Source organism: Streptomyces sp. R818, assembly GCF_056172735.1.
In genome coordinates, this window is record NZ_JAOCNE010000014.1 from 184,158 (window position 1) to 209,436 (window position 25,279).

Annotated in this window: 19 protein-coding genes and 4 pseudogenes; 13 read left to right on the top strand and 10 right to left on the bottom strand. The window is 67.5% G+C overall.

Going from position 1 to position 25,279, the window contains the following annotated elements:
• Positions 1-104: 104 nt before the first annotated feature.
• Entirely contained in the window at positions 105-2,033 is a 1,929-nt protein-coding gene (locus N5I75_RS32375; protein WP_476683484.1) for an N-acetylmuramoyl-L-alanine amidase, read from the bottom strand.
• Between the two features lie 185 nt (positions 2,034-2,218).
• Positions 2,219-2,572: an antibiotic biosynthesis monooxygenase family protein gene (locus tag N5I75_RS32380; protein WP_476683486.1), complete on the bottom strand. Its 354-nt coding sequence runs from the start codon at positions 2,570-2,572 to the stop codon at positions 2,219-2,221.
• Between the two features lie 260 nt (positions 2,573-2,832).
• On the opposite strand from N5I75_RS32380, the gene N5I75_RS32385 reads away from it, so the two are divergent.
• The 6 genes from N5I75_RS32385 to N5I75_RS32410 all read left to right on the top strand — a co-directional run bounded on the left by N5I75_RS32385 (position 2,833) and on the right by N5I75_RS32410 (position 9,246).
• On the top strand, positions 2,833-3,540 hold the full coding sequence (locus N5I75_RS32385; RefSeq protein WP_476683488.1) for an ABC transporter ATP-binding protein: 708 nt from the start codon (positions 2,833-2,835) through the stop codon (positions 3,538-3,540).
• A complete protein-coding gene (locus tag N5I75_RS32390) occupies positions 3,537-4,250 on the top strand; it encodes an ABC transporter ATP-binding protein (RefSeq protein WP_476683489.1) in 714 nt (237 codons plus the stop codon). The genes N5I75_RS32385 and N5I75_RS32390 overlap by 4 nt, the downstream gene beginning before the upstream one ends.
• Before the next feature lie 47 nt (positions 4,251-4,297).
• Complete coding sequence (locus tag N5I75_RS32395; RefSeq protein WP_476683491.1) at positions 4,298-5,170, top strand: branched-chain amino acid ABC transporter permease; 873 nt, start codon at positions 4,298-4,300, stop codon at positions 5,168-5,170.
• A complete protein-coding gene (locus N5I75_RS32400; protein WP_476683493.1) occupies positions 5,167-6,222 on the top strand; it encodes a branched-chain amino acid ABC transporter permease in 1,056 nt (351 codons plus the stop codon). Before N5I75_RS32395 ends, N5I75_RS32400 begins: the two co-directional genes overlap by 4 nt.
• A 17-nt stretch (positions 6,223-6,239) precedes the next feature.
• The gene (locus N5I75_RS32405) at positions 6,240-7,409 is read left to right on the top strand and encodes an ABC transporter substrate-binding protein (protein ID WP_476683495.1); all 1,170 of its coding nucleotides are present in this window, start codon (positions 6,240-6,242) and stop codon (positions 7,407-7,409) included.
• Positions 7,410-8,358: 949 nt separating this feature from the next.
• Positions 8,359-9,246, top strand: coding sequence for an aromatic prenyltransferase (locus tag N5I75_RS32410; RefSeq protein WP_476683498.1), 888 nt, complete (start codon positions 8,359-8,361; stop codon positions 9,244-9,246).
• A 76-nt stretch (positions 9,247-9,322) separates the two neighbouring features.
• Here N5I75_RS32410 and N5I75_RS32415 read toward each other — a convergent pair.
• A pseudogene (locus N5I75_RS32415) lies at positions 9,323-9,927 on the bottom strand (transposase); the annotation flags it as partial.
• Positions 9,928-10,280: 353 nt separating this feature from the next.
• Here N5I75_RS32415 and N5I75_RS32420 point away from each other — a divergent pair.
• The 4 genes and pseudogenes from N5I75_RS32420 to N5I75_RS32435 all read left to right on the top strand — a co-directional run bounded on the left by N5I75_RS32420 (position 10,281) and on the right by N5I75_RS32435 (position 14,730).
• Entirely contained in the window at positions 10,281-10,535 is a 255-nt protein-coding gene (locus N5I75_RS32420) for a hypothetical protein (protein WP_476683500.1), read from the top strand.
• A 375-nt stretch (positions 10,536-10,910) separates the two neighbouring features.
• Positions 10,911-12,170 (top strand): cytochrome P450 family protein, encoded by a 1,260-nt coding sequence (locus tag N5I75_RS32425; RefSeq protein WP_476683501.1) that lies wholly within the window; start codon positions 10,911-10,913, stop codon positions 12,168-12,170.
• 191 nt (positions 12,171-12,361) lie between these two features.
• A complete protein-coding gene (locus N5I75_RS32430; RefSeq protein ID WP_476677332.1) occupies positions 12,362-13,522 on the top strand; it encodes an IS4 family transposase in 1,161 nt (386 codons plus the stop codon).
• Positions 13,523-13,805: 283 nt separating this feature from the next.
• Positions 13,806-14,730: pseudogene (locus tag N5I75_RS32435) on the top strand (IS5 family transposase).
• 21 nt (positions 14,731-14,751) lie between these two features.
• Here N5I75_RS32435 and N5I75_RS32440 read toward each other — a convergent pair.
• Positions 14,752-15,498 carry an SDR family oxidoreductase gene (locus N5I75_RS32440; protein WP_476683503.1) on the bottom strand — a complete coding sequence of 249 codons (747 nt, stop codon included), beginning with the start codon at positions 15,496-15,498 and terminating at the stop codon, positions 14,752-14,754.
• A gap of 320 nt (positions 15,499-15,818) precedes the next feature.
• On the opposite strand from N5I75_RS32440, the gene N5I75_RS32445 reads away from it, so the two are divergent.
• The 3 genes and pseudogenes from N5I75_RS32445 to N5I75_RS32455 form a co-directional block, all read left to right on the top strand.
• On the top strand, positions 15,819-16,472 hold the full coding sequence (locus tag N5I75_RS32445; RefSeq protein ID WP_476683505.1) for a sigma factor-like helix-turn-helix DNA-binding protein: 654 nt from the start codon (positions 15,819-15,821) through the stop codon (positions 16,470-16,472).
• 205 nt (positions 16,473-16,677) lie between these two features.
• Positions 16,678-17,628, top strand: a complete 951-nt coding sequence (locus N5I75_RS32450) for a Dyp-type peroxidase (protein WP_476683507.1) — start codon at positions 16,678-16,680, stop codon at positions 17,626-17,628.
• A gap of 326 nt (positions 17,629-17,954) precedes the next feature.
• A pseudogene (locus N5I75_RS32455) lies at positions 17,955-18,667 on the top strand (ISAzo13-like element transposase-related protein); the annotation flags it as partial.
• A gap of 762 nt (positions 18,668-19,429) precedes the next feature.
• Here the strand turns inward: N5I75_RS32455 and N5I75_RS32460 are convergent.
• The 6 genes and pseudogenes from N5I75_RS32460 to N5I75_RS32485 all read right to left on the bottom strand — a co-directional run.
• A pseudogene (locus N5I75_RS32460) lies at positions 19,430-19,628 on the bottom strand (transposase family protein); the annotation flags it as partial.
• Between the two features lie 18 nt (positions 19,629-19,646).
• Positions 19,647-21,494, bottom strand: a complete 1,848-nt coding sequence (locus N5I75_RS32465) for a hypothetical protein (protein ID WP_476683509.1) — start codon at positions 21,492-21,494, stop codon at positions 19,647-19,649.
• Entirely contained in the window at positions 21,487-21,963 is a 477-nt protein-coding gene (locus N5I75_RS32470; protein ID WP_476683511.1) for an ABC-three component system middle component 2, read from the bottom strand. Before N5I75_RS32470 ends, N5I75_RS32465 begins: the two co-directional genes overlap by 8 nt.
• Positions 21,960-23,075: an ABC-three component system protein gene (locus tag N5I75_RS32475; protein WP_476682518.1), complete on the bottom strand. Its 1,116-nt coding sequence runs from the start codon at positions 23,073-23,075 to the stop codon at positions 21,960-21,962. Before N5I75_RS32475 ends, N5I75_RS32470 begins: the two co-directional genes overlap by 4 nt.
• A gap of 652 nt (positions 23,076-23,727) precedes the next feature.
• Positions 23,728-24,513 carry a hypothetical protein gene (locus N5I75_RS32480; protein ID WP_476683513.1) on the bottom strand — a complete coding sequence of 262 codons (786 nt, stop codon included), beginning with the start codon at positions 24,511-24,513 and terminating at the stop codon, positions 23,728-23,730.
• A 14-nt stretch (positions 24,514-24,527) separates the two neighbouring features.
• Positions 24,528-24,908, bottom strand: coding sequence for a hypothetical protein (locus tag N5I75_RS32485; RefSeq protein WP_476683515.1), 381 nt, complete (start codon positions 24,906-24,908; stop codon positions 24,528-24,530).
• Positions 24,909-25,279: the final 371 nt, after the last annotated feature.

Below are 25,279 nucleotides of genomic sequence, written 5' to 3' on the forward strand. Positions count from 1 at the left end.
TCGAGGAAGGCCACCCGACCGCGGGCGGGAGCGTAACCCGGATCGGGACGACACCGGAAAAGGAGGTCACCTCGCCGCCGCTGACGACGGCGACGTGCCGACGGTCAGATGCTGCCGTTCTCCCAGTGGTGCGTCGCCGTGGTCGCGGTGACACCGTTCGCGTAGACGAGTGCGACGCGATGGTTGTACTGCACGGTGTACATCTTTTTCCCGCCGATGACGACCGCTCCGCTGGACGGGAAGTAGTCGTCTGTGGCCGAGGCGTCCTGGGTGGCTACGTACGCCTGTCCGGCCGGGATGGAGTACATGCTCAACGGGGCCTGCGTGGAGGCGCCGAGACCGGCCGGATACTCGGCCTTGTCGGGATAGCTGGAGCCGTAGAGTGCCGCCGGCGTGTTTTCGGCGGGCTTGATGATCTTCACACCGTACCGGACACGGGTGTTGGTGCCGCCCGGATTGTGGAACCACACCTTCGCCCCGCTGAACCAGACGGCGGTCCAGTCCTCCCGCACCTCGGCCACCACGAACTGCTGACCGGCCTGTGCCGTGCTGCCCCAGTCGTTCACCCGGTTGGTGCCCGCGGCGGTGCCGTGGATCGCCTGGTCGCCGAAGAGCGGGGCGGTCTCGTCGGGGGCGGTGCGCAGGTAGACGAAGTTGGCCTGCTGCTGCCGTTCGGTGCAGGTGGGCGTCTGTCCGGTGGGGTCGTCGGAGGGGCATACCTGGATGGTCTGCACATTCTCCGTGAACGAGGGCGTGATCGCCACGACCTCGCCCGGCTGCGGCACCTCGGGCAGACCGCTGACCGGCGCCCCGAGCAGGCCCATGAAGTGGTTCCAGTCCCACGCGTAACCGGGGTCCCAGTGCATGCCGGCGACCAGCGCGGAGTTCGGCCCGGCAACGTTGTCATGGCCGATGACGTGCTGCCGGTCCAGCGGTACGTCGAAGCGCTCGGCCAGGTATTTCACCAGGTCGGCCGTGGCCTGGTACTGCGACTCCGTGTACCAGGCGGCGCCGTGAGCGGCGTAGCCTTCGTGCTCGATCCCGATGGAGTGCAAATTGGTCGAGTAGTTACCGGCGTGGAAGGCGATGTCCTTGGTCGGCACCATCTGGGTGACCGCACCGGACGACGACATGACGTAATGGGTCGAGGCGGGGTTCGTGGGGTTGGCCAGACCCGCGACACCGGCGTCGTAGGTGGACTCCAGGTCGTGGATGACGATCGTGTCGATGCGGATCCCGTTCGTGGGCCGGTCGGCCACCTGCCCGCCGACCGGAGAGCCGGCGACGAAGGTGCAGTCGACGGTCGTGGGGCATTCGGCAGCGGTCGCCGTGGACGCCTTCTTCAGGTGCAGCGCGTCGATCTGCTGCCGGTCGGGGGTGACCGAGGGGTCGGCAGCAAGGCGCAGGCGCTGGCCGTCCGGGGTCGTGGCCGAGGCACCGCCCCGCATCGTGCGGAAGACGCGGTCGGCGAAGCTCGCCGCTGCCTTCTCCTGCTTGGCCTGGCTGTAGCGGGCCACCGCCCCGTACCACTCGCCGGGGTCCGTGGGTGTCGCTCCGGCCAGGTCGCGCTGGTACGAGGCCAGCAGCGCGGCGCCGCCCCGGATGTTGGCGGCGTCGTCCTCGCGCAGGTCCCGCGCCGACAGTCCGGTCAGCTCCGCGGCCTGACGCAGTGTGTGGAGGGCGGGGTCGGCGGCAAGGGTCTCGACGTCGGCCCGGCCCGCGGCACCGGCACCGCCGCCGGCCAGCATGGCGGGGGTGACGTCGGTGAGGTTCATCGGCCCGTAACCGCCGTCGGTGCTCGGCAGACCGCCGTGTCCGTCCCATGCCGATTCCTGGTGGGACAGGGCGAGCAGGACAGCGGGCGGGACGTGATACTCGTCCGCCGCGGCGAGCAGGGCCTCCTGGCGCTTCCCCGAGGTGTCACTCGCCGTGTCGGCCTGTGCCGCTCCCGACAAGGCCAGCAGGCCACCCGCGACGAGTGCGCCCACCGTGACACCGACGGGCAGAACGGCTGCCCTTCGTGACTTGTGCAAGGTGATGCTCCTTATGAAAGAAGTAACGGGCATCGGGCCACGGCGGCCAGCGGCCGTGGCAGGCCGTCGGCGCAAGGCAGCTCGATGCGAGGATGACTATAGGGGGAAGCTGCTTGTAGGTGCCATGAGAATCCACGCGGCTCAACACCGTGTGTTGTGACAGTGACGTGACGGTCGGGTCCGCGTCAGGAGGGACGGAACTCGACGACGACGCGATGGCTCGCGGGCTCCGACGTGATGTGGAGTTCGGGGTCGTCGAACAGGCGCTTGAGCGCGGCGTGCCACTCCGGGTTGCCCGTGGCCCTGTCGAGTTCGGTGCCCGAGGACCACTCGGCGACATGAACGAACCGCGTCTCCGCGGCGTCGGCCAGGGGGCGGTGCAACCGGGAGCGGATGAATCCGGGCTGCGTCGACATGATCCGGGCGTTCTCCTGGTACGCCTCGGTGAAGTAGTCGGCCTCCTTCCACGGCACGGTGTAGGTCTTGATGAGGACGACCGGATCGGCGGTGTGCGTCTTCGAGTTCAGTGAGTCGGTCATGCCCATTCGACAAGTGACGGCTCGCCCCTGTGACGAGCGGTCGAGCTCCCCTCAACAGCGGGGTGTCACAACCACTGCGGGCCAACGGTCTAAGTGGAGACCAATGGCGCCGCCCTCGGCGCGAGTTGAGTTCCGACCCACCTGATGGTCGGACAGACGTGTAGGAGAACAGTGTCAGCCATATGCGCCGCCCGAGGCGGCCGGTGACCACGTCGGTCGAGGTGTCCGCACTCACGGTGCGCTACGGCGGGGTGAAGGCCGTGGACGACTTCACCCTCTCCCACTCCAGCGGTGGCGTGATCGGATTGATGGGTCCCAACGGCGCAGGGAAGACAACCTTGTTGAACGCCCTCTCCGGGGTGGCACCTCCGACATCCGGCACCATTTGCGTGAACGGCCACGACCTCACCGGAGCCGACCCCGTGCGCACCGCCCGCCTGGGGGTGACCAGGACCTTCCAGAACCTTCAGATCTTCGGCTCGCTGACCGTGCTGCAGAACGTCATGCTGCCGCGCACTGCTCGAAGTGTGCACCTCTCCCTGGGCCACGTCCTGGGTCTGGCCACCTCCAGGAAGCGGGTCGAGGCCGAGCGCCGCACGGCCTGTGAACTGCTGGACAGGGTAGGGCTAGGGCCCTACGCACACCTGCCCGCGGAGAGCCTCGCCTACGGACTCCAGCGCCGGGTGGAGATCGCGAGGGCGCTGGCGGGAGACCCCGCACTGCTGCTCCTGGACGAACCTCTCGCAGGCCTCGCGCGCGCGGAGAGCGCTGGTTTGACGGCACTGTTCACGGACATCGCGGCGGAAGGTGTGACCGTACTGATGGTCGAGCACGATGTCGCCGGTGTCTTCGCGGTGTCGGACCGGGTGCTGGTCCTGGACCATGGCCGGCTGCTGGCGGACGGCACATCCGAGCAGATCGCGGCCGACCCCGTGGTGCGCGCCGCATACCTGGGCGAGGAGACGTGAGCGAACTGCTGCGGGCCACCGGGCTGGTGTCCGGATACGGCCGGATCGAGGCCCTGCACGGAGTGGACCTTTCGGTGGACGCCGGGCAGGCCGTGACCGTGATCGGGCCCAACGGTGCCGGAAAGTCCACGCTGTTGCGCACCCTGGCGGGCCTGGCCCCTCCCTGGCGGGGGACCATCGAGTTCGACGGCACGGACGTCACCCGTTGGCCGGCGGAGCTGCGGGCGCGGGCGGGGCTGGTACTCGTTCCCGAGGGCCGTCATGTGTTCGCCGGGCTCACGGTCGAGGAGAACCTGCGGCTGGGCGGCTACGCGGCGGACCGGGCTCCAGCCGGGCTGGACGCGGTCTATGACCTCTTCCCGGCGCTCGTCGCCCGCCGGCGGCAGCCCGCGGGCACTCTGTCGGGCGGTGAACAGCAGATGGTGGCCATCGGCCGAGGCCTGATGAGCCGCCCGAGACTGCTGCTGCTGGACGAGCCGTCGCTGGGGCTCGCACCGCAGGCGGTCCGGCTGGTGACCGACGCACTCGTGGAACTGGCCGTGCGTGGCACGACGCTGGTCCTGGTCGAGCAGAGCGCGAGCGTCGCCTTCCGGGTGGCAGAGCGCGGACACCTCATGGAGCGTGGGGAACTCGTAGCATCGGGCCCCGTCGGCCGACTGAGCGAGGACCCCAGGGTCGTCCGGGCCTACTTGGGAGGGCCCGTCGGATGAACGCTCCCGCACCGCAGTCACTCAGGATCGGAATCCGGTAGCCACGCATGTCGCAGTTCTTCGACTTCACACTTGCCGGACTCGGAGCCGGAACCACCTACGCACTGGTCGGGCTGGGGGTTGCCCTGGTGTACCAAGTCACCGGCGTGATCAACTTCGCGCAGGGCGACTTCGTCATGCTCGGCGGGCTGGCATGCGCGGTGCTGCACGAGGCGGGCACGCCCCTGTGGGCGGCTGCCCTGACCGCGATCGCCGTCACCGCCGCCGTCGGTGCCCTACTGGATCTCGTCGTCGTCCGACGAGCCCGGGACGCCGACGGCGAACGGCTCATCATCTTGACGATCGGCGCCTCGGTGACCCTTGAGGGCGCGGCGCTCCTCGTGTTCGGCCCCGACTCCCACTTCGTCCCGTCCTTCTCCCAGGGCGACGCGTTCGAGGTGTTCGGCGTCCATGTGGTCCGCCAGTACGTGTGGTGCGGGGTGGCCACCGGGGTGGCGGTCCTGCTGATGTGGCTGTTCCTCACCAGAACCCTGTGGGGTAGCGCGATGCGCGCCACGGCCATGGAACCGGAGGCGGTCCGTCTCGTGGGTGTCTCGCCGGCCCGGATGAGCCTGCTGGCGTTCACCCTGGCCGCGGCGCTGGGCGCGCTGGCCGGGGTGTTCCTGGCTCCGCTCCAGCCGCCGGACGCCTCAGTGGGCATCCCCTTCGGGCTCAAGGGCTTCACCGCGGCGGTCATCGGCGGGCTCGTCTCCCCGGCGGGCGCCGTGGCCGGCGGGCTGCTGGTCGGACTGGTGGAGGCGTACGCCACCGGATATCTCAGCAGCGAGTACAAGGACACGCTCACCTACGGGCTGCTGCTCGCGGTGCTGCTGCTGCGGCCCACCGGGCTGCTGCGCCGGGCGTCGGTGGTGCGGGTATGAACGCGTCGCACCGGGCACACGCCCTGGTCGGCTCCCGTGCCGCTGGGTACGCCGTCTTCGTCGTACTGCTGCTGACGGTCCCCGCCGTCTTCACGAGGGTGCCCTTCTACACGATGTCGGTCGCCGTGCTGATGTGTCTGCAGGCCACGGCGGCCCTCGGCCTCGTTCCACTGGTCGGCCGTGCCGGCCAGATCTCCCTCGGACAGGCCGCCTTCTTCGCCATCGGCGGGTACACCTCCGCGATCCTCACCGGCAGATGGCACGTCAACGCCCTGCTCGCGCTGACCGCCGGGGCCGCGCTGGCCATGGCCGTGGCCTACGTCGTGGGGCTGTTCATCTTCCGGGCACAGGGCCAGTACCTGGCATTGGCGACCCTGTCGTTCGGTCTGGTGGTCAGCTCCCTGGCCAATCAACTGCCGCTGACCGGCGCCTCGAACGGCCTCGCGGGCATCCCGTCGCTGGCGCCGTTCGGTGTGGAGCTGGACAGCGACCTGTCGGTGTACTACCTCGTGGCCGGGGTGCTGCTGGTCGCCGTGCTGTCCGTGGACGCGCTGCTGCGGTCCCCCGCAGGGGACGCGCTGAGCGCGCTGGGCGACAGCCCCGTGGCGACGGAGGCCGCCGGGGTGTCGGCCGCCGCGCTGCGCCGGGGCGCGTTGGCGCTCGCGGCCGGGCTCGCCTCGATCGCGGGCAGCCTGTACGCCCATTGGTCGTCCTTCATGGACTCCGGTCAGGCAGGACTCCTCAGCTCCGTGCAACTGCTCGTCATCGCCTCGGTCGGTGGACTGCGCACCCCGTGGGGTGCGCCGCTCGGTGCGCTGGTGATCATCACGTTCTCCGAGGCGTCCAAGGACTTGATCCCGAAGGTGTTCCCGTCCGCTACCGGGAATTTCGACATCATCGTCTACGGGATCGCGCTGATAGCCGTGCTGCTGTTCCTGCCCAGAGGGGTGGGTGGCGTGACGGCGGTCCGCAGAGAGCGGTCGGTTCGGAAGCGGCAGGACGGTCCTGCCCCCGCCACGACGGCTCGTACTCAGGAAAGAGAGACACAGTGATCCGGACAGGTACCTCGTTGGCGCTGACCGGCGCGATCCTCGTCGGCGCCTTGGGGCTCACCGGCTGCGCCGCGTCCGAGGAGGACGACGGGACCGGCGGGCGGTCGAAGGGGCGAGACATCGCGATCGGCGCCAGTTTGGAATTGTCGGGGCCGACACAGAGCATCGGCACGGCGTACAAGAAGGCCCTCGAACTGCAGGTGGACTCGATCAACGAGCAGGGCGGAGTGCTGGACGGACGCAAGCTCCGGCTGATCGTCAAGGACAACCAGACCAAGCCCGCTCAGAACATCACTAACGTCAACGACCTGATCAACAACGATCATGTCGTGGCGGTGATCACGGGTGGTTGCTCGGCGTGCACCGTGCCGGTCACCAGCATCGTCGAGAAGCGCAAGGTGCCCCTGATCTCGCTGGCCTCGGCAACGACGATCACCGACCCGGTGGCGGAACGCCAGTACACCTTCAAGATCTCGCCCAACCCCGCTCAGGATGCCGAAGTGCTGCTGGCCGATCTGAAGAAGAAGGGGGTGAGGAGTGTCGGCCTGCTCAACGTCGACAACCCCTACGGGCAGGAGGGCCGGGCCGCGGTCCTGGCCCAGGCGAAGAAGGCCGGCATCGAGGTCACCGGCACGCAGCAGTTCGGCCAGGAGGACAAGGACATGAGCGTCCAGGCGAAACGCCTGGTCGACGACCGACCCGAGGCCGTGGTGGTCTGGGCGGTCATGCCGGCTGCCGGGATCATCGCCAAGAACCTGCGCGACGCGGAATTCGACGGTGGTGTCTATCTGGATGCCGGCGCCGGTGCGGAACTCTTCGTCAAGGGTGCTCAAGGAGCCGCGGAGGGCGTCCACATGGTCTTCCCCCGTGTCCTGGCGATCGGTGACGTCACCTCGGGCGGTGAAAGCGTGCGGAACCAGAAGCAGTGGGTGGCGCGCTACACGGACAGGTACCAGGACTACTCCGGGTTCGCCTCCTTCGCAGCCGACGCCGCCCTGATGCTGCGCGACGCCATCGCCAAGTCGGGCAGCACGGACGGTGCCGAGCTGCGCGACACGATCGAGACGATCGGCTTCGATGGAGTGTCCGGCCCGATCCGGAACTCGGCGCAGGAGCACTCCGGTCTCCAGCCGGAGTCACTCGGCGTACTTGTGGTACGTGACGGCGACTGGCATCTGGCGAACTGACGGGCGGCTGAGGGCCACCCGTGGGTTTCGGTCTTCCTTGCCAAGGCGAGGAGACGACGCCGGATGACGGGCAGACGAAAAGTCATCATGGACACACAACTTCGGCACAGGGAACGGACTCGGCAGGAATCCCGTGCGCGAGGAACCATGGCGATCTGGCGGTGGGCCAGGTGGGCGGCTCTCTTCCTCGCCGTCGGCTGGGCGCTGAACTCGGTCGTGAAGCGGGTCGAGGGTGCGCAGGGACGGGAGCTGTGGTGGCCGTTGCTCAGTACCGTCATCTGGGCAGCGGTAACCGTGCACGGGTTCGCGACCCACCGGCGGATCAGGACCAGGCCGCTGCCGGCTCTCACCCGGCGGGCAGCGGCACGATCGCTGCCCGGCGCACGGCTACGTCATGACCTCATTCAGGAGCGGGGCCGCGCGCGGGTCTGTCTTCGGTGCCCCGCCTGACTTCCGGGAGCATGTCCGGAGGTGTCGGTAGTTCCGCTTGCCAGGGGCGAGGCGTACGTCGACCTCCGGCGCGGGGTGCGTGCGTCGTGCGCTCGGTACCCGATCACGCACTCCGCCGCCTGAGGGCGGACGCCACCACGGTGGCGAAGGACGCGACCCGTCCGGGGGATACGTAGTGCGAGGCCGGGCGCGGTTCAACAGCGTGAGAAGGAGCCGGTCGTCGGGCCGGACCCCGTGTGGATCCGAGCGCGATCACCTGTCGTAGCCGAACAGGTCGAGCACGCGCAGAGTGGCGGGTCGGGTCGGCTGGGTGCGGACCAAACAGTGTGAAGAAATCCAGTATGGTGTGGTGGCCAAGCGACCCGGATGAGGCCCAAGCCACACCGTGTCATTCTGGTGGATGGCAAGGCGGCCCCGGATGTGTAACTGCTGCGTTCACGGACCACGAGCGAGTCATCTGCACAGTCCCCCTATGTGATCCGGAAGAAGCTGGAGAGCAATGTCTACTGGTAGAACGACGGATCTGGCTCTGTTCCGTTCCGACCTCGAAGCGTACGCAAAGCTTGCCGAGGTCACCTTCGACAACCGAGCCGTCGAGCAGGTGGTCGAGGTCTTCGCGGAGCAGTTCGCCACGGGAACCATCACGGTCCGCACCACGACACACGAAGCGTCCGACCGCAGTGTGAACTTCCGTTACATGCACCCGGATTCGCACCATGATCCGGTCGAGATCGCCCGAGCACACAAGCTTCTTCCCGACGCCGATCCCGCCGTCATGTCGCTGCTCGCAGAGGTCACCGAGAAGATCCCGCTGTGGTGGGGGCTGGACGCGTCGGTGGGACACGGCGTACAGAAGGTCTGGGCGTTCTTCGAGCAGCCCCTGGATTTCAGTGAGATCGCCTCGCTCGAAAACACGCCCCGTTCCCTGCGTGACCATCGTGCACGTTTCGGCGAGGCTCGTATCGACAGATTCGCGATCATGGGTTTCGATTTCCGCGACAACACGACGAACCTCTACCCCGAGATGGTCAGTCCCGGCTACTTCGAACAGGAGGAAGTAGCCAGGATGATCCGGGGCATGGGTTCTCTCCCACCGGACAACGACGAGATCGAGCGCTGCCGGGGAGCGATCAACGTCTACTACACGTTCGACTGGAACTCCCCGCAGGCCCGTAGGCTGTGCTTCGCCGTCCCGTCGAGGGAAGGCGAGTTCCCCTCACACCTGCACCCGCTCGCCGCCAGCTTCGCCGCTGAGGCTCCGGTGCAGGCTGAGCGGAGGGAACTCATCTTCAACCCCACCTTTGGCGCCCGCGGGAGTTACCTGAAGATCGAGGCGGACTACACCGGTGATGCGGCGTCCCGGGTCTTCGGCTACTGGAACCGCTGATCGCCCCTCGCACGCATCCATCGCAGGCACGGCCTCGGGAAGCAACGTTCCGTGGGGCCTCTAATGTCTTTCGTCGAGCTGGCCGAGGGCTCCCCGGTTCGTAAAAGGTTCCGTCGCGGAGCATGGCGAACAGGACGCTGATGCGGTGGCGGGTGAGGCGGAGGAGGGCCTGGGTGTGGGTTTTTCCGCGCGCTCGGCAGCGGTCGTAGTAGGTGCGAGAGGTGGGATCGTGGAGGGTTGCGAACGGTAGAGAGGAACATCGCCCGTTTCAGCTGCCGGTTGCCCCCTCTGGGGGCGCGCTCGCCGTGGATTGACGTGCCGGGCTGGAGGGTTGCCGGGGCGAGGCCGGCGTAGGAGGCCAGGTGGGCGGCGATGGGAAAGCTGCGGCCGTCGCCGACGGTGACCAGGAGGACTGCGGCGGCCCTGACACCGATGCCGGGCATCGAGAGGTCAGGACCTGGGAAAGATGGCGGGCCTCCAGCAGTGCCTCGATCCGCGTTCCCGGGCCCGGGGTCGGACGACCTTGACCAGCTTGCGGCGGCCCGCGTTGCGGAGTGCTTGCGGGGATCCGTAACGCTCGAGGAGCCAGGTCACTGCCGGGTGGCCCAGGCGCGGGCCGAGAACGCGTTCCAGGCAAAGGCGGAACTGGGTGAGCAGACCGCGGAGGCGGTTGGACGTGCGCAGGCTGCGCCGGGCCGGTGGCCTCATAAGGTGCGTCTTCACCTGGCCAACACGAACGTCCGGAAGAGCTGTTGCCATGACGACACTGAACGTCACTCAGCGCGCTCCGCGAGGTCTCCGCCGTACGACTACCGCCCCTCACCCCTGCGGCCAGTGGTCGACCTTTGCGCCGCTTCGCTCTGAAGCTGCACATGCCGCGCGAGCGGCACGAGGAACTGGAGACAGAACTGCGTTCGGCCGCCAGGCCGGAAGGCCGCCCTCTTCAAGGACACGACACTCACACACGCTGGCGGGTCACTGACGGTTGGACGGTCGCTTCACCCGGGACACACCCCGGCATTTACACCTGCGAGGTGGAAGTCGAGGAGGAGACGAGTCCTGCGCTGCTGGCCGGACCGACTCCGAGCGCAACCGAGGACAACCGACTTCCGCTGGAGTTCCGGCTGGCACTGCTGGTCCTGCCCGTCTCCGACGTCGACCGGGCGAAGGACTTCTACCGAGCGGTGGGATTCCGTCTGGACAAGGACGACACGAGCGACTGGTCCTACCGCGTGGTGCCTATGTCACCGCCGGGATCCACCTGCTCCATTTCTTCGGAACCGGGATGACCACAGCCACGCCGGGCACCGTCCGAGGTCTTCATCTGGGGGTGACCGACATCGAGGATGCCTGCCTGCGGCTCACGGAACGAGGGGCCAAACCGGGTGCGATCTTCCACGACACCAGCGACCTCTTCCACCCCGGACGAAAATGAGTGGGTGCTGCAGGAGGTACCGGCGTGACTTTCTGCGAGGGCTGAACCCCTGTTGCACCGACGTCCCAGAAGGCCGCGCAGCCCGTCACGAGGGCATCACTGAACCTGCTGGGATGTCACAACTCCGCTCCCAGTCATGTCACTTGTGCGTGACCGAATTCTGGAACGCCGGCCCACCGCTCGGACCATACGAGCTGCCGCCGTCCCGGCCGACCGCCTTGGAGCTCTCATGCCCGAACAACCGTCGTCGCCCCTCGTCCTGGACCCCGAAGCAACCGATCACCATGCCGAGCACCAGGCACTGCGCGACCGTGGACCGGCCACCCGCGTGGACATCCTCGGCCTGACCGTCTGGTCGGTCACGGACCCCGCCCTCCTCAAACAGCTGCTCACCAGCGCGCAGGTGTCCAAGGACGGCCGTGCCCACTGGCCCGCCTACGCCGACACCGTGTCCACGTGGCCGCTGGCCCTGTGGATCGCGGTGGAGAGCATGTTCACCGCGTACGGCGGCGACCACCGAAGGCTGCGCCGGATGGTCGCGCCGGCGCTCAGCGCCCGCCGCGTCCAGGAGATGCGGCCGGCCGTGGAGTCGCTCGTCACCGGCCTCCTCGACGATCTCGAGGTGCTTCCTCCCGGCCAGAGCGTGGACCTGCGCGAACACTTCGCCTACCCCCTGCCCATCGCGGTCCTGGGCCGCCTCATGGGCATCCCCGACAGCCAACTGCAGGGCTTCCGCACCGTGGTGGACGGCGTCTTCGACACCACCGCCACGGCCGCGCAGGCCGCCGAGAACACCGCCTCCCTCTACAAGGCGCTCGACAGCCTGATCGCCGCCAAACGCGCCGAACCCGCCGACGACATGACCTCCCTGCTCATCGCGGCCCGCGACGACGAGGGCGACGGCAGCGGCTTCACCGACGGCGAACTGCGCGACACACTCCTGCTGATGATCAGCGCCGGTTACGAGACCACGGTGAACGTCATCGACCAGGCGGTCACCGCTCTCCTCACCGACCCCGGGCAACTCGGCCACCTCCGCGCGGGCCGGGCGTCCTGGGACGACGTCGTGGAGGAGACCCTGCGCCACGAACCAGCCATCAAGCACCTCCCCCTGCGCTACGCCCTCACGGACATCGCCCTGCCCGACGGCCGGACGATCCCCCGCGGCGACGCGATCCTCGCCTCCTACGCCGCCGCCAACCGCCACCCCGACTGGCACGGCCCCACCGCGGACCGCTTCGACGTCACCCGCCCCGACAAGGAGCACCTGGCATTCGGCCACGGCGTCCACTTCTGCCTGGGCGCCCCGCTGGCCCGCCTGGAAGTCGCCACGGCGCTCCGCCTGCTCTTCACCCGTTTCCCCGACATGGAATCGGCCGTGTCCGAAGCCGAGTTGCGGGCTCTCCCCAGCCTGATCAGTAATGGCCACCGAGCTCTGCCGGTCCGTCTGCGCGGAACGGCATGTGTAGTGCCGACTGTGTCGGATTGAGATGGCGCTGGTCCACTTGGGATGAAGCAGGGCACTTCTTTCATTCTGATGTTGACCCGCGGAGCAAAGCCAGTAGCTGCTGCGGAGTCGGTCGCGAGGTGCTGGCTGCCCTAGGCACAATGCCGTTGTTTTAACTGTTCGGCGTAGGCTGCTGCGTACTGCTCCCGGGGGTGGTGCCAGTGTCTGTGAGTGTGTCTGATTTATCGGGTCTGGGGCTGTTGACCTGGGTGTATCCGCCGGGTCTGGTGGATCGTGTGGTGGCTGCCTGCGGGCGGGTGGAGCAACGCAGACGGCTGCTGCCGGCCCGGCTGGTGGTGTACTTCGTGCTCGGCCTGGCGCTCTTCTCGCCCGCTCCCTATCTGGAGGTTATGCGGCACCTGGTCGAGGGCCTGCGGGGTCTGGGACTGCTGGGTGACTGGCGCATTCCGGCGAAGTCCTCGCTGTTTCGGGCCCGGCAGCGGCTGGGGAGTGAGCCGCTGCGGGTGCTGTTCACCGCGACGGCGAAACCGCTGGGCACCGAGAGCACGCCGGGGGTGTTCTGGCGGGGCCTGCGGCTGCTGGCGGTGGACGGCACCTGCTGGGACGTCGCCGACACGGTGGCCAATGAGGCCGCCTTCGGCCGCCCGGGCAACGCCCGCGGCCCGGAGAAGAGTTCTTTCCCGCAGGTGCGGATGGCCTGCCTGGTGGAGACTGGCACGCATCTGGTGCTGGACGCGGAGCTGGCCGGCTGCCGCACCGGTGAGGTCACCCTGGTCCGGCGCCTGCCCCGCTCCTGCGGGCCGGGCCAGCTGGTGCTGGCCGACCGCGAGTTCCTCGGCATGTCGTTGTGGCGGGCCTTCACCGACAGCGGCGCCGATCTGTTGTGGCGGGTGCCCGCCAATCGCGTCCTGCCAGTCGAGCGGGTGCTGCGGGACGGCTCCTGGATCTCCCGCATCCACGCCAGCACCGACTCCGCGAAGCGGGATCCGGTCACCGTGAGGGTCCTGGCCTACCGGCTCGACCACGCCGGCCCGGCGGCCGGCGACTACCGGCTGGTGACCAGCCTGCTCGATGCCCGCCGCTTCCCGGCGCGTCAACTGGCCGCGCTCTACCAAGAGCGCTGGGAAGTCGAGTCGGTCCTGGCCGAGCTCAAGACCCGCCAGCGCGGCGCGCACACCGTGCTGAGCAGCAAGACCCCGGACGGGGTGCTGCAGCAGATCTGGGCCCACCTGCTGGTCCACCGGGCCCTGCGTGAGCTGATGTTTCGCACCGCCGCCTCCGGCGGCCTGGATCCGGACCGGATCTCCTTCACCGAGACCCTGCGCTCGGCCCGGCGCAGCGTGACCGTCACGCCGGGCCGTTTTTCCCCCTGACCTCCTGGTCCAGGCGCTGGTCCTGCTCGAGCACGACCTGTTGGAGCGGCTCCTGCCGGTCAGACGCCTGCGCAGCCAGCCCCGTGTAGTCAAACGCAAGATGTCCAACTACAGGCTCAAACGGACCGAACACCGGACCTGCCCCCAGCCCGCCCGCGGCGGTGTCCAGGCCGTCCGCATCCAACGACCCCAACCCGCGAATCCGTAAAGCAACGGCATTGGCCCTAGGCACTGTTTCTCGGATGTCCTGTCTTGACAGGGGCGTGGGGGCCAGGCTGGAGACGTGGGCCGTGGTGATTTAACGAATGCGGAGTGGGACCGGTTGGAGTCGCTCCTGCCTCAAGGCGGTACGCGTGGAGGGCCGGTGGGGTGACCACCGACGAGTGATCAACAGGGTGCTCTACCGGGTGCGGACGGGTGTGCAAGGGCGGGACCTGCCGGAACGGTTCGGTCCCTGGGAGACCGTATACAAGCGTCATCGCCGCTGGTCAGCCGACGGCACCTGGAAGATGCTGCTGTCACAGGTCCAGGCCGCCCAGGACGCGGAAGGTGAGATCGACTGGGACGTGTCGATGGACTCCACCTAGGTGCGAGCCCACCAGCATGCCGACGGCGCACGGAAGACCCCGCCGGCCGCAGTTCCTCAAAAGGGGCCGGCGCGGGGACGAACCGACCCGATCCGGTCCTGCGGAGACTGACCGTCCGCCTGGAGGAGGTGGTGGCATCGGCGAACGACTGGGCCGCTCCCGCGGTGGACTCACTACCAAAATCCATCTCGCCGCCGACGGAAAGTGCCGCCCCCTCTCCTTCCTCCTGACCCCCGGCCACTACGGAGACGGCCCCAACTCGAGCCCGTGCTGCGGCAGATAGCCGTACCCCGCATCGGAGTGGGACGGCCCCGCACCCGGCCCGACCACGTACGGGCCGACAAGGCTTACACGTCGCGACGCAACCGCCGGTACCTGCGACGACGCGGCATCGCCCACACCATTCCCGAGCGGCGGGACCAGCGCAGACACCGGCTCTGTCGTGGCTCTCGCGGCGGCCGCCCCACCGGATTCGACAGCGAGCACTGCAAGAAACGCAACACCGTCGAATGCGGCATCAACCGGCTCAAGCGCCACCGGGCCGTCGCCACGCGGCACGACAGGCCCGCCGTCCGCTTCGAAGACACCGTGCTGGTCGCAACCATCAACGAATGGCTGTGACCAGCACGTGCACAACAAATCCTAGCGCTGCCCTGCTGCCCACTCGTCGAAGTGGGTCTTTGCGAGGCGGGCATCGGCGCCGGGCAGCAGGTCCGACTCCTGAAGTGCGGCACCCCAGTAGAGGCCGTTCGGGTCCGTCACGACCGTTCGAGTGTCGTCCCGCGCCGCGAGGCCCTTGCGGATGAAGTCCTCCAACCGGAACACGTCGGGACCCGCGATCTCGACCGTGCCGTTGACGGGCGCGCCGACGGCCGTACGACCCACAGCCGCGGCCACGTCACCCGAGAAGATGGGCTGGATCTTGATGGGGGCCACGGTCACGGTGTCACCCTCCGTCGCCGAGTCCGCCAGGGACTTCGCGAACTCGAAGAACTGCGTGGCGTGCACGATGGAGTACGGAATCCCGGAGTCCTTGATCATGTCCTCCTGGGCCTGCTTGGCCTGGAAGTAGCCACTCCCCTGGAGACGGTCGGTCCCCACGACGGAGAGCGCCACGTGGTGGCCGACACCGGCCTCCGCCTCGACCATCAAGAGGTTGGATGTCGAGACGCGGAAGAACTCCTTGACCGCGTCGTCCGCGAACGAGGGAGAGTTCGACACGTCGACGACGACCGAGGCACCTCGCACTACCTCTGCCAGGCCCTCGCCCGTCACCGTGTTGACGCCGGTGTTCGGTGAGGCCGGGACCGCCTCGTGCCCATGCTCGCCGAGTCTGGCGACGACCTGGGAGCCGATGAGCCCGGTTCCGCCAATTACTACAACCTTCATCGGACGCCTTTCAGAGAGTTCTCACGGAGCGGCACCCGATGCCGCGCCCGAGCGGTCTTCACATAACCGAAGACCGGGTGGGAGCGCCACCTGTGACAGGCGGCGTAGCGAGGGATCTGTCTTCCGCAACCTCTCCCTCATGCCTCCACGTGCGATCCACATGGTGGTCTCTTCACCGGAGAATGACTGTGGGATGACTGCCGAGCCGCTCAATGGTCCCGATCGCCTCCGACAGCGGCGTAGGTTCGGTCCATGAAGTACCACGACGTCTGAACGAGGCCCCTGTTCGGCCACTCGTCTCGGGAAGGAAACGTGGAGTGATGGACGCCAAGAAGGTTGGGAAACACGACAGTGGGGAGGGGCGGGGGCGGGTGCAGCCCTCGGTGCCAGACGGTGAGCCACCCACCGGGCCACCCGGTCGGACGGAAGACGTCTTCGCCCGGCAATGGCCACGGCTGTTCAAGATCGCGTACGGCATGCTCGGCAGCGCCACGCAGGCTGAGGACGTCGTGCGGGGCGTCCGGCTGCGCTGGCAGGCCACTGACCGTGCGGTGGTGGCTGATGCACAGGCTTACCTGACCACGGCCACGACCCGATTGTCGATCCACGCCGCGCACTCCGCCAGGACGCTGCGCGCGTCTTACATCGGCCCCTGGCTGCCCGAGCCCCTGGACACCAGCAACGCGGGGGAGACCGGCGCCGAGGGCACGAAGCCGGTCGCATTCGACGTGCTGCTTATGATCGAGCAGATGGACCTCGCGGAACGGGCGGCCTTCGTGCTGCGGGAGACACTGTCCTCCCCCTACTCCGAGATCGCTGCCGTCCTCGGCGTCGACGAGGCCCAGGCCCGGCACCTGGTGCAACGGGCGCGACGGCACCTCGCCACGGACCCCGTCGCGGACCGGCAAGGCCGTGAGGTCACTGCCGGTCAGACGCGCGGGAGCGACGGGGCCGAGGACTACGAGGCCGCCTGACTGGGCCAGCGCTCGCCGGCCCTCCGCTGTCGTGCCTCCCGCCGGTTCCGTGCCGACGTGGCTCAGGCGGACGCGCTGGCCCGGGCACCGCCGGAGACGCATGTGCACTGCAACTGGTCACGTAATGCCCGGCATCACCCACCCACACACTGATGTGACATGGTGTGTGTAGCGGTACGAGTCGGTCGTGGGAGGGTGTTCGTTCATGGGCGGAGAATTCGAGGAGCCGGAGCCCCAGATGGTTCTGTCCCCCCTGACCAGTGCGGCGATTTTCCTCGTCGTCACGATCGACTGCGGCGGGGAGGACACCGTTCGGGACCTGCTGCCGGACGTCGCCTCGCTGGAGCGAGCCGTCGGGTTCCGTGCGCAGCCCGACGGCAGGCTGAGCTGCGTCACCGGCATCGGTTCCGAGGCGTGGGACCGTCTTTTCTCTGGGGCGCGTCCGGCCGGGCTGCATCCCTTCCGGGAGCTGGACGGCCCGGTGCACCGGGCCGTCGCAACCCCGGGGGACCTGCTCTTCCACATCAGGGCCTCACGGCTGGACCTGTGCTTCGCACTCGCCACCGAGATCATGGGCCGGCTGCGCGGAGCGGTCACCCCTCAGGACGAGGTACATGGTTTCGAGTACTTCGACTATCGCGACATGCTCGGTTTCGTCGACGGCACGGAGAACCCGACGGGAGCCGCCGCGCGCAGAGCCGTCCTCGTCGGTGCCGAGGATCCGGCCTTCGCGGGCGGGAGCTACGTCGTCGTGCAGAAGTACCTGCACGACATCGAAGCGTGGGAAGGGCTCTCCGCCGAGGCCCAGGAGCGGGTGATCGGCCGCCGCAAGATGACTGACGTGGAGCTGTCCGACGACGTGAAGCCGGCCGACTCGCATGTCGCCCTCACCAGTGTGACCGGTCCGGACGGCAGCGATCTGGAGATCCTGCGGGACAACATGCCGTTCGGGGCGGTGGGCCGCGAGGAGTTCGGCACGTACTTCATCGGCTACGCCCGCACTCCCGAGGTCACGGAGACCATGCTGGAGCGGATGTTCCTGGGCACAGCGTCGGTACCGCACGACCGCATCCTGGACTTCTCCACCGCCGTCACCGGCTCGCTGTTCTTCACACCTGCGGCGGACTTTCTGGAAGGCGTTCCCGCTCGGCCCTGAGCGCAGAGCGATCCGACCCGGGGCACACCCTCACGTCGGCGGCGGTGCGGGGGTGGCGGTCTCTGATAGAACCGGGCCGTGGTTAGTCAGTGTTCAACCTGTTACCAACTATATGCCTGTTTCGATTCGCCACGTTGGTGTGGTTTATTCCGTCGGCTCACGGGCCATTCTGTTACTGGCTCCAAGGGCTTGCCGGGAAACAAGTCGTGGCTTCCGGATCTGGGGCTCGTTGTTCTGGTATGGGGGCGGAGGGGATTGAGCCCGTTCTGGCGGCGAAGTTCCAGGTGTTGTTGCCGCATCTGGACGAGCGTCAGCGTCGGCTAGCCATGGGGGCGGAAGCGCTGTCGTTGGGGCATGGTGGGATCAGGCTCGTCGCCGCTGCGGCTGGGGTCCGGGCGGACACGGTCTCACGTGGTGCGGTCGAACTGCATTTTGGCCAGGCCCTGTTGGGGCGGGCACGTCGTCCCGGCGGAGGGTGGAAGAAGGCGACGGACGTGGACTCTGGGCTGCGGCCTGCACTGCTTGGGCTGGTCGAGCCCGACGAGCGGGGCGATCCGATGTCGCCGCTGCGGTGGGCGACGAAATCGACCCGGAAGCTGGCATCGGAGCTCACCCGCCAGGGGCACCGGGTCTCCGCTGGCGCCGTCGCGGGCCTGCTCAGGGAGGAAGGCTGCAGCCTGCAGGCCAACGCCAAAACCATCGAGGGTTCTCAGCACCCCGACAGGGAAGCCCAGTTCCGCTACCTCAACGAGCAGGAACGGAACCACAGGGACGCCGGCGACCCGGTGATCAGCGAGGACAGCAAGAAGAAGGAACTGATCGGCCACTACAAGAACGCCAGGCCGAGAAGGCAATTCCATACGGAATCTACGACATGACGGCAAACACCGGCTGGGTCAGCATCGGCACCGATCACGACACGGCGGCGTTCGCCGTCGCCTCGAGCCGCCGCTGGTGGCAGACGGTCGGCCGGCACGACTACCCCCGCGCCCGCAGGCTGCTGATCACCGCCGACGGCGGCGGCTCCAACGGCTACCGGCCAGCTCTTCACCACCACCGCCATGATCATCAGCCGCGCAGTGGAAGACGTCCGCCCGCTCCTGGAAGCCCACGGAGTTCACATCCCTGCCTCGACCGCCCGCTTCCGCACACCGACTGACATCGCGGGATCCTTGACGTCGACAAAGACAAGATCAAACCGACGTGCTGATTCCCGGGTAGCCCAGAGGTGAGGTTGTCTGGAGCTCAACAAAGCCTCCAGACAACTGGCTTCGCGCTTTAGAAGAACCCGAGCTTCTGCGGGCTGTACGACACCAGCAAGTTCTTCGTCTGCTGGTGGTACAGCAGTTGTATCCAAGCTGACCAGGCGAAACAGCAGTTGATGTGGCTCACTGGAGGGGTCTGGTCCGGAATTGGTCCGGATCTTGGTCCGTCTCGGCTTGTGCAAGGGGTTGCTGCTGGGCGGGGCCTCCTCGGATCGGCGCTGTGATCGGCAGCGCGACGAGCTGAATGCCTCCGGGGGCCTGCCCCGTTTGTCGAGCACGGGTCGGCGGGTTCAGATGTCCAGGCGGCGGCGCCGGGTGAGCCGTTGAGGAAGTCGGTCGCCTTTCGATTTTCGGCGATCAATGAGTCGCAGCGGAACCGTTCGGACGCCACGGCGGCGGAAGCTGGAGCGGCAACCAGGAGCAGGGCGGCGCTCACCTCGGCGAACGACGCAGCATGCCGCCCTGCAGCGAACCTCCTGCCTCGTCGTGCTCGCTGCTGACGCTTTCCAGGGTGGGGACGGCTTGGTAATGCCGCTGCGGTTGGGGCTGATGCGGGATCTGCGGAAGATCTGCCAGGACTTCAGTCGTGCCATGGCTCGTTCGACGGGTGCCCGGCGTGGACAGGCCTCGGTTCCTGGTCCGCTCGATGGGTCTGTCGCCGCCCGGTGGGCGGCGCTTGGCAGTGGTGACCCAGTCGCCCGCCCCGTTATAGACCATGTCGGCGAGGACGGGAAGGAACGCCGAAAACGGTCACTACGACGGCAGGGACGATGACGTGAGAGGGAAGAAGCCGAAGCGCTGGCCGTGGGCCTCGCGGCTGAACATGTAGACCTGCGCCTGATCGAGGATGTCCGACGGAGGGTCGGTGTTTTCCACGACGATGGCCTGGCCGTGGAAGGCGTTAAGTAGATGGCGATAGAAGTGCCGAGGCACGCTCTGGCGCAGATCCGCCTCCCGTACCCCGGGCTCCCGAAAGGTGACCAGGGGGGAGTCCAGCACAATGAAGCCAGGATGGCTGCGCCGTTGCTCCAGGCAGTAGTCGGCCAGAGCTGTGGTGAAAGCGGCGTGCAGGACGGCGCGCATGCCCTTGCCGTGGCCGGCACGGGACCGGTCGCCCACATATAGCTCCGCCGTGTACTGGTCGTAGGTCACCTCCTCCTCCCGGCGGACCTGCCAGGCATCCAGCGTCCGCTCGACGGTGCGATCGAAGCCGGTCAGCACCGCGGGCGGAATGCCGCGGCTGGGCTGCCCACCGGGCTGGGCGTCTTCGGAGACCAGTTGCGCTCTAACGTCTTCCAGCTCCTCGATCCGTGCGTGCAGGCCGAGCTCGCTCTCCAGGCGGGAGCGGGCGGCCATCACCTCGCCCACCTCGTCCTGCAGCGGGTTGAGTTCCTCGCGTTCGATGCGGGTGATCTCGGCGTCCGCTTGATCGGCCAAGGCGGCTTGCGTGGCCTGGTCTTCGTCCACGGACTCACGCTGAGAGCGCAGGTCGTCGATGGTGACCAGCAGGTCGGCCAGGAGCGTGCGAGTCTTGGTGCTTTCAGTGGTGACGGCCTGGTGCAGGGCGGTAGTTTCCATGGAGTCGTGACCGGCTTGCTGGTGGTGGGGCTCTGCGCCGCAGAACACGCACGGGCCGCTGCGGAAGTAGCCGAGCAGGCTGCCGGCCTCGCTGACCATGCCCAGGCGGGCCAGGTCGGACTCGTACTGGGCGCGCAGCAGCTCAAACCGGCCCAACAGGTCATCGGTCTCTGCCAGGCGCTGCGCGTACCGGGCCAACGCCACGGACAGGGCCGCGCGGTCGGAGGCCGCCTGCGCGTGACGACGAGTGACGTTCCGCAGCGACTCGGCGCGGGTTTCCTGATGTTCCAGCAGCCGCCGCAGCTGCTGCTGCAGCTGACTCTGGTTGGCCTCGCGTGAGGCCAGTTGGCGCTGCAGTCCGAGGATCAGGTCGTCCAGCAGGCCGATCTTGCCTTTGTGGACGCGGCGCTGCGCCTGGTTGAGGCGGCTGGGCGAGGGCTGCTCGCCCGCCCCGGTGAGCAGAAGCTTGAGGGCCGACTTGTGCGCGGTCTGGCCGCTTGTGCCCGAGGTGCGCAGGACGGGGGAGACCTTCGAGACCATGCGGGTCTCACTGATCAGGCACAGGTGCAGCAGGTCCCGGAAGCTGGCGAGTTTGGTACCACCGGAGTCGTTGGTGGCCAGCAGCGAGCCGTTTAGCCCGATACGCTCCATCAGGTAGCGGGAGAGGTTCCTGGTGGTCCGGGGGCTGTGCTGGGCGGAGAGCACCAAGTCTGGCGACCGGTAGACGAGGTCGCGGATATCGTCCTCGAAGACGCTGACCCGCCCGGACTGAGGCGCTCGCATCAGGGTAATGACTGACGCGTCGGGTAAGGCGATGCCCAGCAGGATCTGCGAGTAACCCTCGGCCTCGGGGATGAGATTCAGCTTGCGGGCGCCGAGCATGTAGTCGATCGACTCGGTGACGAAGGACTTGCCGGTGTCCGAGGCGCCATACACGATCGTCAGGCGGGGGTCGAAGTCCACGCGGGCCGTCTCGCGACCCATGCCGGCGTAGGTCAGATGCAGCAGGCGCAGCTCAGTCATCATCGCCTCCCTGGCGTGGCAGACGGCTCTCGAACGTCTCCATCCACCGCTGTGTGATGTCGTCCGTGGCGGTACGGCTGTCCGCCGGGATGTGGTGATGGAAGGCCAGAGCCCACTGCGCCCGCTCTCGCAGGGCTCCGACATACGGGGCCTCGAGCAGGTCAAGGAAGCCCGGGCCTTCCTCGCTCGCCCGGTACGTCAGCCCGCCGTCGTCCGCCTGCACGTCAGCCAGCCCCGCGCGCATCAGCACCACCAGTCCCTGCTCGAGCAGCTGGCGCTTCATGGCCAGTTCGCCCGGGCCGGCCGGCAGTGACGGGTGCACACTGGGCGGTCCGTCCATTTCGCCGCTGTGCAGCATCGCGTAATCCAGATACACCAGTTGAGCCAGGTCCAGCGACCGCGGAAAGGAGGCTGCGAGCAGCACCAGAGCGCGCACACCAACCTCCAGCGGGCTGTTGAGCGCCCTCACGTCTCCTCCTCGACCCAGGTCAGCCGGTCGTCGTTGGCGAGCTGGTGACAGATGCCCATGCGATCGATGGGCTCCACCACGTGGACCAGGACATTCGTTCCCAGCTGCATGTCGCGTGCCGCGTCCTGCACCGCGTTGAGCCGGTCGAATCCGGTGGCGAAGTCCCGCCAGGTCACGTTGACGACACCGTCGTAGACGTTTTTCTGCAGCGATTCGAAGGTGCCCTCCGGCACGCTGTCACGGGCGAACACCCGCAGTTGCTCGGCGCAGTAGAAGGCTTCCCGCTGGTGCTGCAGGTGAGGGCCCGCCTTGGAATGCGTGCGCACCTGCCCCATCGCTCCGAGGCCACAGCCCCACTTCTCCTGGTAGACGTCCAGGAGCTTTTGGATGTACCGGGTTTCCGCCGGTGTGTGTTCTGGCGGGGGCGCCTGACGGGCCTCGCGGTCCGGTAGCCGCGTACCAAACCTGCGTACGTGATATGGCGTAGTGGCGTGCTGCTCGAGGATCCGATCGAGATTGGCCGCCTCGAAGCGGGCGAAATCCGTCTCCCGGGCCAGCTCCAGCGCCGCTCCGAGCGGATCTGCGCCGTACTCCGTGGTCAGCCGGTCGGCGCCCTTGGCGACCCAGTCGAGGAAAGACTCCTTCAGCTCCGCGGGCTTGGCCAGCAGTTGCGTGAGTGAGGCGCCGATCCTGGGCGCCACGAAGACGTAACGCTCGGGCAGCGTGCGGTACTTGCCGCCGGCCACCACCGCGATGATCTTCAGTATCTCGACATAGGCAATGGCCGGGGTGAGCGCCTTCCCGTAGTGCTTGCACTGATAGCAGTGCCACCGGTCGTCCGTCCGCTGCGCCGTGAGGAACGCGGCGACATCGGCGCCGCCGTCGTGGGCGCCGCCCAGCTGCATCACGTCCACGTATTCCTCCTCCTTCAGCGCCAGCAGCCACTCGTAGATGAACTCCTCGAACTGAGTCGGCGAGTGATGCGCGAGGATCTGCTTGGGCGTCACCGCAGGGCCTGTCGCCATCATGGGGGACAGCACTGTCACTGGGACCTGCGACGGCTTCGGCACTTCAGAGAACAGCGGCTCGGCGGAGCCATCGGGTGAACTCATGCATCCCCCGTCGCATGATCATGATCGTTGCCCAGGGCACGTTCTTACCATTACCCGCCGTGCCCCGAAAGCGTACATTTCGCCATGTGGCCGGATGGCGCGTATCGGTTCACGCCACACCGAAGCGCATTCGGCGACCATGATCCGGACCAGGACGGCTGTACATCCAGCGGACGCCTAGCAACGCCGCAGGTCAGACGCGAGGTCAAGCGTGTCCCACGATCCAGACTAGCTCTTCCGGACCAGGGAGCATTTTCGGCGTTGCTTCTCCAGGGCGAGGATGGCTTTGGTGATGACCCTCATGCAGTTGGGGCTGATGCGGGATCTGTGCCGCTACGGCGAGAGCGCGTGTCGTCGACATGTTCCCGATGACGCATCATGTTGAGTGCGTCGCGATCCTTGAGCCTGCCGAAAAAGGCCGCTGACCTGCTGTTTTAGCGAGTGTGCATTATGTGCGTTGTGTGCGTTACGGGCGATATATTGACGCATGTTCGACGCATGTTGGGCCCTTCCGACGCACGTTTGACGCACGTTCTGATGAGGTGTCAGATGCTCGTCCCTGCAGGTGACGGTGTGTCGAGTACGGCTTGAGGGGGGCTCCTTCTTTACCGCCTCTTGGTGAAGCCGTGCTCGATATGGCCTGATTTGAGGCTCAGCAGGAACGGGGTCCGTATGGGCTCCAGTGGCCGAGGAAAGGCTTGAGGTCGTCGCCGCTGGGCTTGGGTGGGGAGGGCAGCTTCGGCGCTGCGGCGGACTTGGTGAGGTGCTTGGTCTGGTGCCAGGCGTCTGCTTGTTCTTCGAGGTGCTTGACGCGATAGGCGTAGGCGTATGCGGTGCGCGCTTCCTCCATGGCGGTTTCCCAGCGCCTCTGCTGGGCTTCCCTGGCTTGCTGGTCTGCGAGGCGTTCGTGTTCTGCGGCTTTGCCGCGGAGGATGAAGCGCAGGCGATTTGAGGGGGTGTAGTCGAAGCGGGCGATGCGCATCCATGAGTGCTTCTTGGCGTCGGCGATTTCCTCGCCGGTGGGGATGTGTTCGCTGCGGTCCTGTTCTTGAAGGACGAGGAATCCGATGCTTTCGCCTTGGGCGGTCATGGTGAAGTGCGGTGGTGCGCTGCGGCGACGGTGGAGTGGGGGAGCGCCTTGCGTGGTTCCGAGTGCTGCCTTATGGCCTTGCGCTTCGGCGGCGATGACGAGGGCCTGGATGATGCGCAGGGCTCGGCCTTGGATGGATTTGGTGAGCCCCATGGGCTGTGGTCGTTGTTGGAGGGCGGCCACGAGGGAGTGGGGTTTGGTGAGTCTGGCCGGAACGGGGGGCGGGGTGAGTTCGGCGAGGCGCCAGGCGGGGATGTCGACGAGTTTGATTTCGTAGCCGCGATGGGTGCGGTATGCGTAGAGTTTTTGTGAGCGCGGGATCTTGCCGGACTTGCGGGCGGTGTTCACCCTGGACGTCCAATTCACTGCGGCGGGCCGGGTTCGATGGGCTTGATGAGGCAGCCGTCGTTCGCGGCCAGTTCTTCGAGGAGTTGGTCGGTGTAGTTCGTACGGGCCCTAGCCGCGGTCTTGGGGCGTGGCGGTGCCGGTTTGCGGCTGGGTTGCGCGGGTGGCGCAGGGGTCTGCTCGACGGGGCGAATGCCGCGGTCGGTGAGATGCTGCTGCCCTTTGTCGGCGAGGTTGGCGCTCCAATGTCCTCGTCGTTTGGTGATTTTGATGAGTCCGCGACTCTGCAGTGCCTGAGCGGTGAACTTGAAAGTGCTGTCCGGCCAGATTCCGTCTGGACACCCCTGGCCCACCCTGGCGAGCACTGTCTGCTGCCGCTCGTTGAGGGTCTGGTGCATGGGTTCCCCTGCGGGTCCTGGGTGTTGTGCCAGGGAACGATGCCCGCTGCTCCCGAGGTAATTCGAGGCGCACTGAGGGCGCCTCGTTCGGATGAAATGTGCTGCGTGGGCTTGCTTAGAGCGCGAACGGCTCTTCTTGGCGGTTCGCGACGGTGCCGCGCCGTGATTTGAAGAAGCCGGGCAGTGTGAATGTCCTGCGCCGCATGGCCAGGTTGCCGGCAAAGCAGTGGACGGCGCGGTCCGATGCGAAACCGGTTGAATCAGAGCTCCCGCAGGGCCCCCTCGGCGCGCCCTGCTGTCTGTACTGGCTCGGGTACTTGCGGCAGGACTCGCCGTCTCCCCCGTTCCGGAGGTCCGCGCCGCTGCAGTGC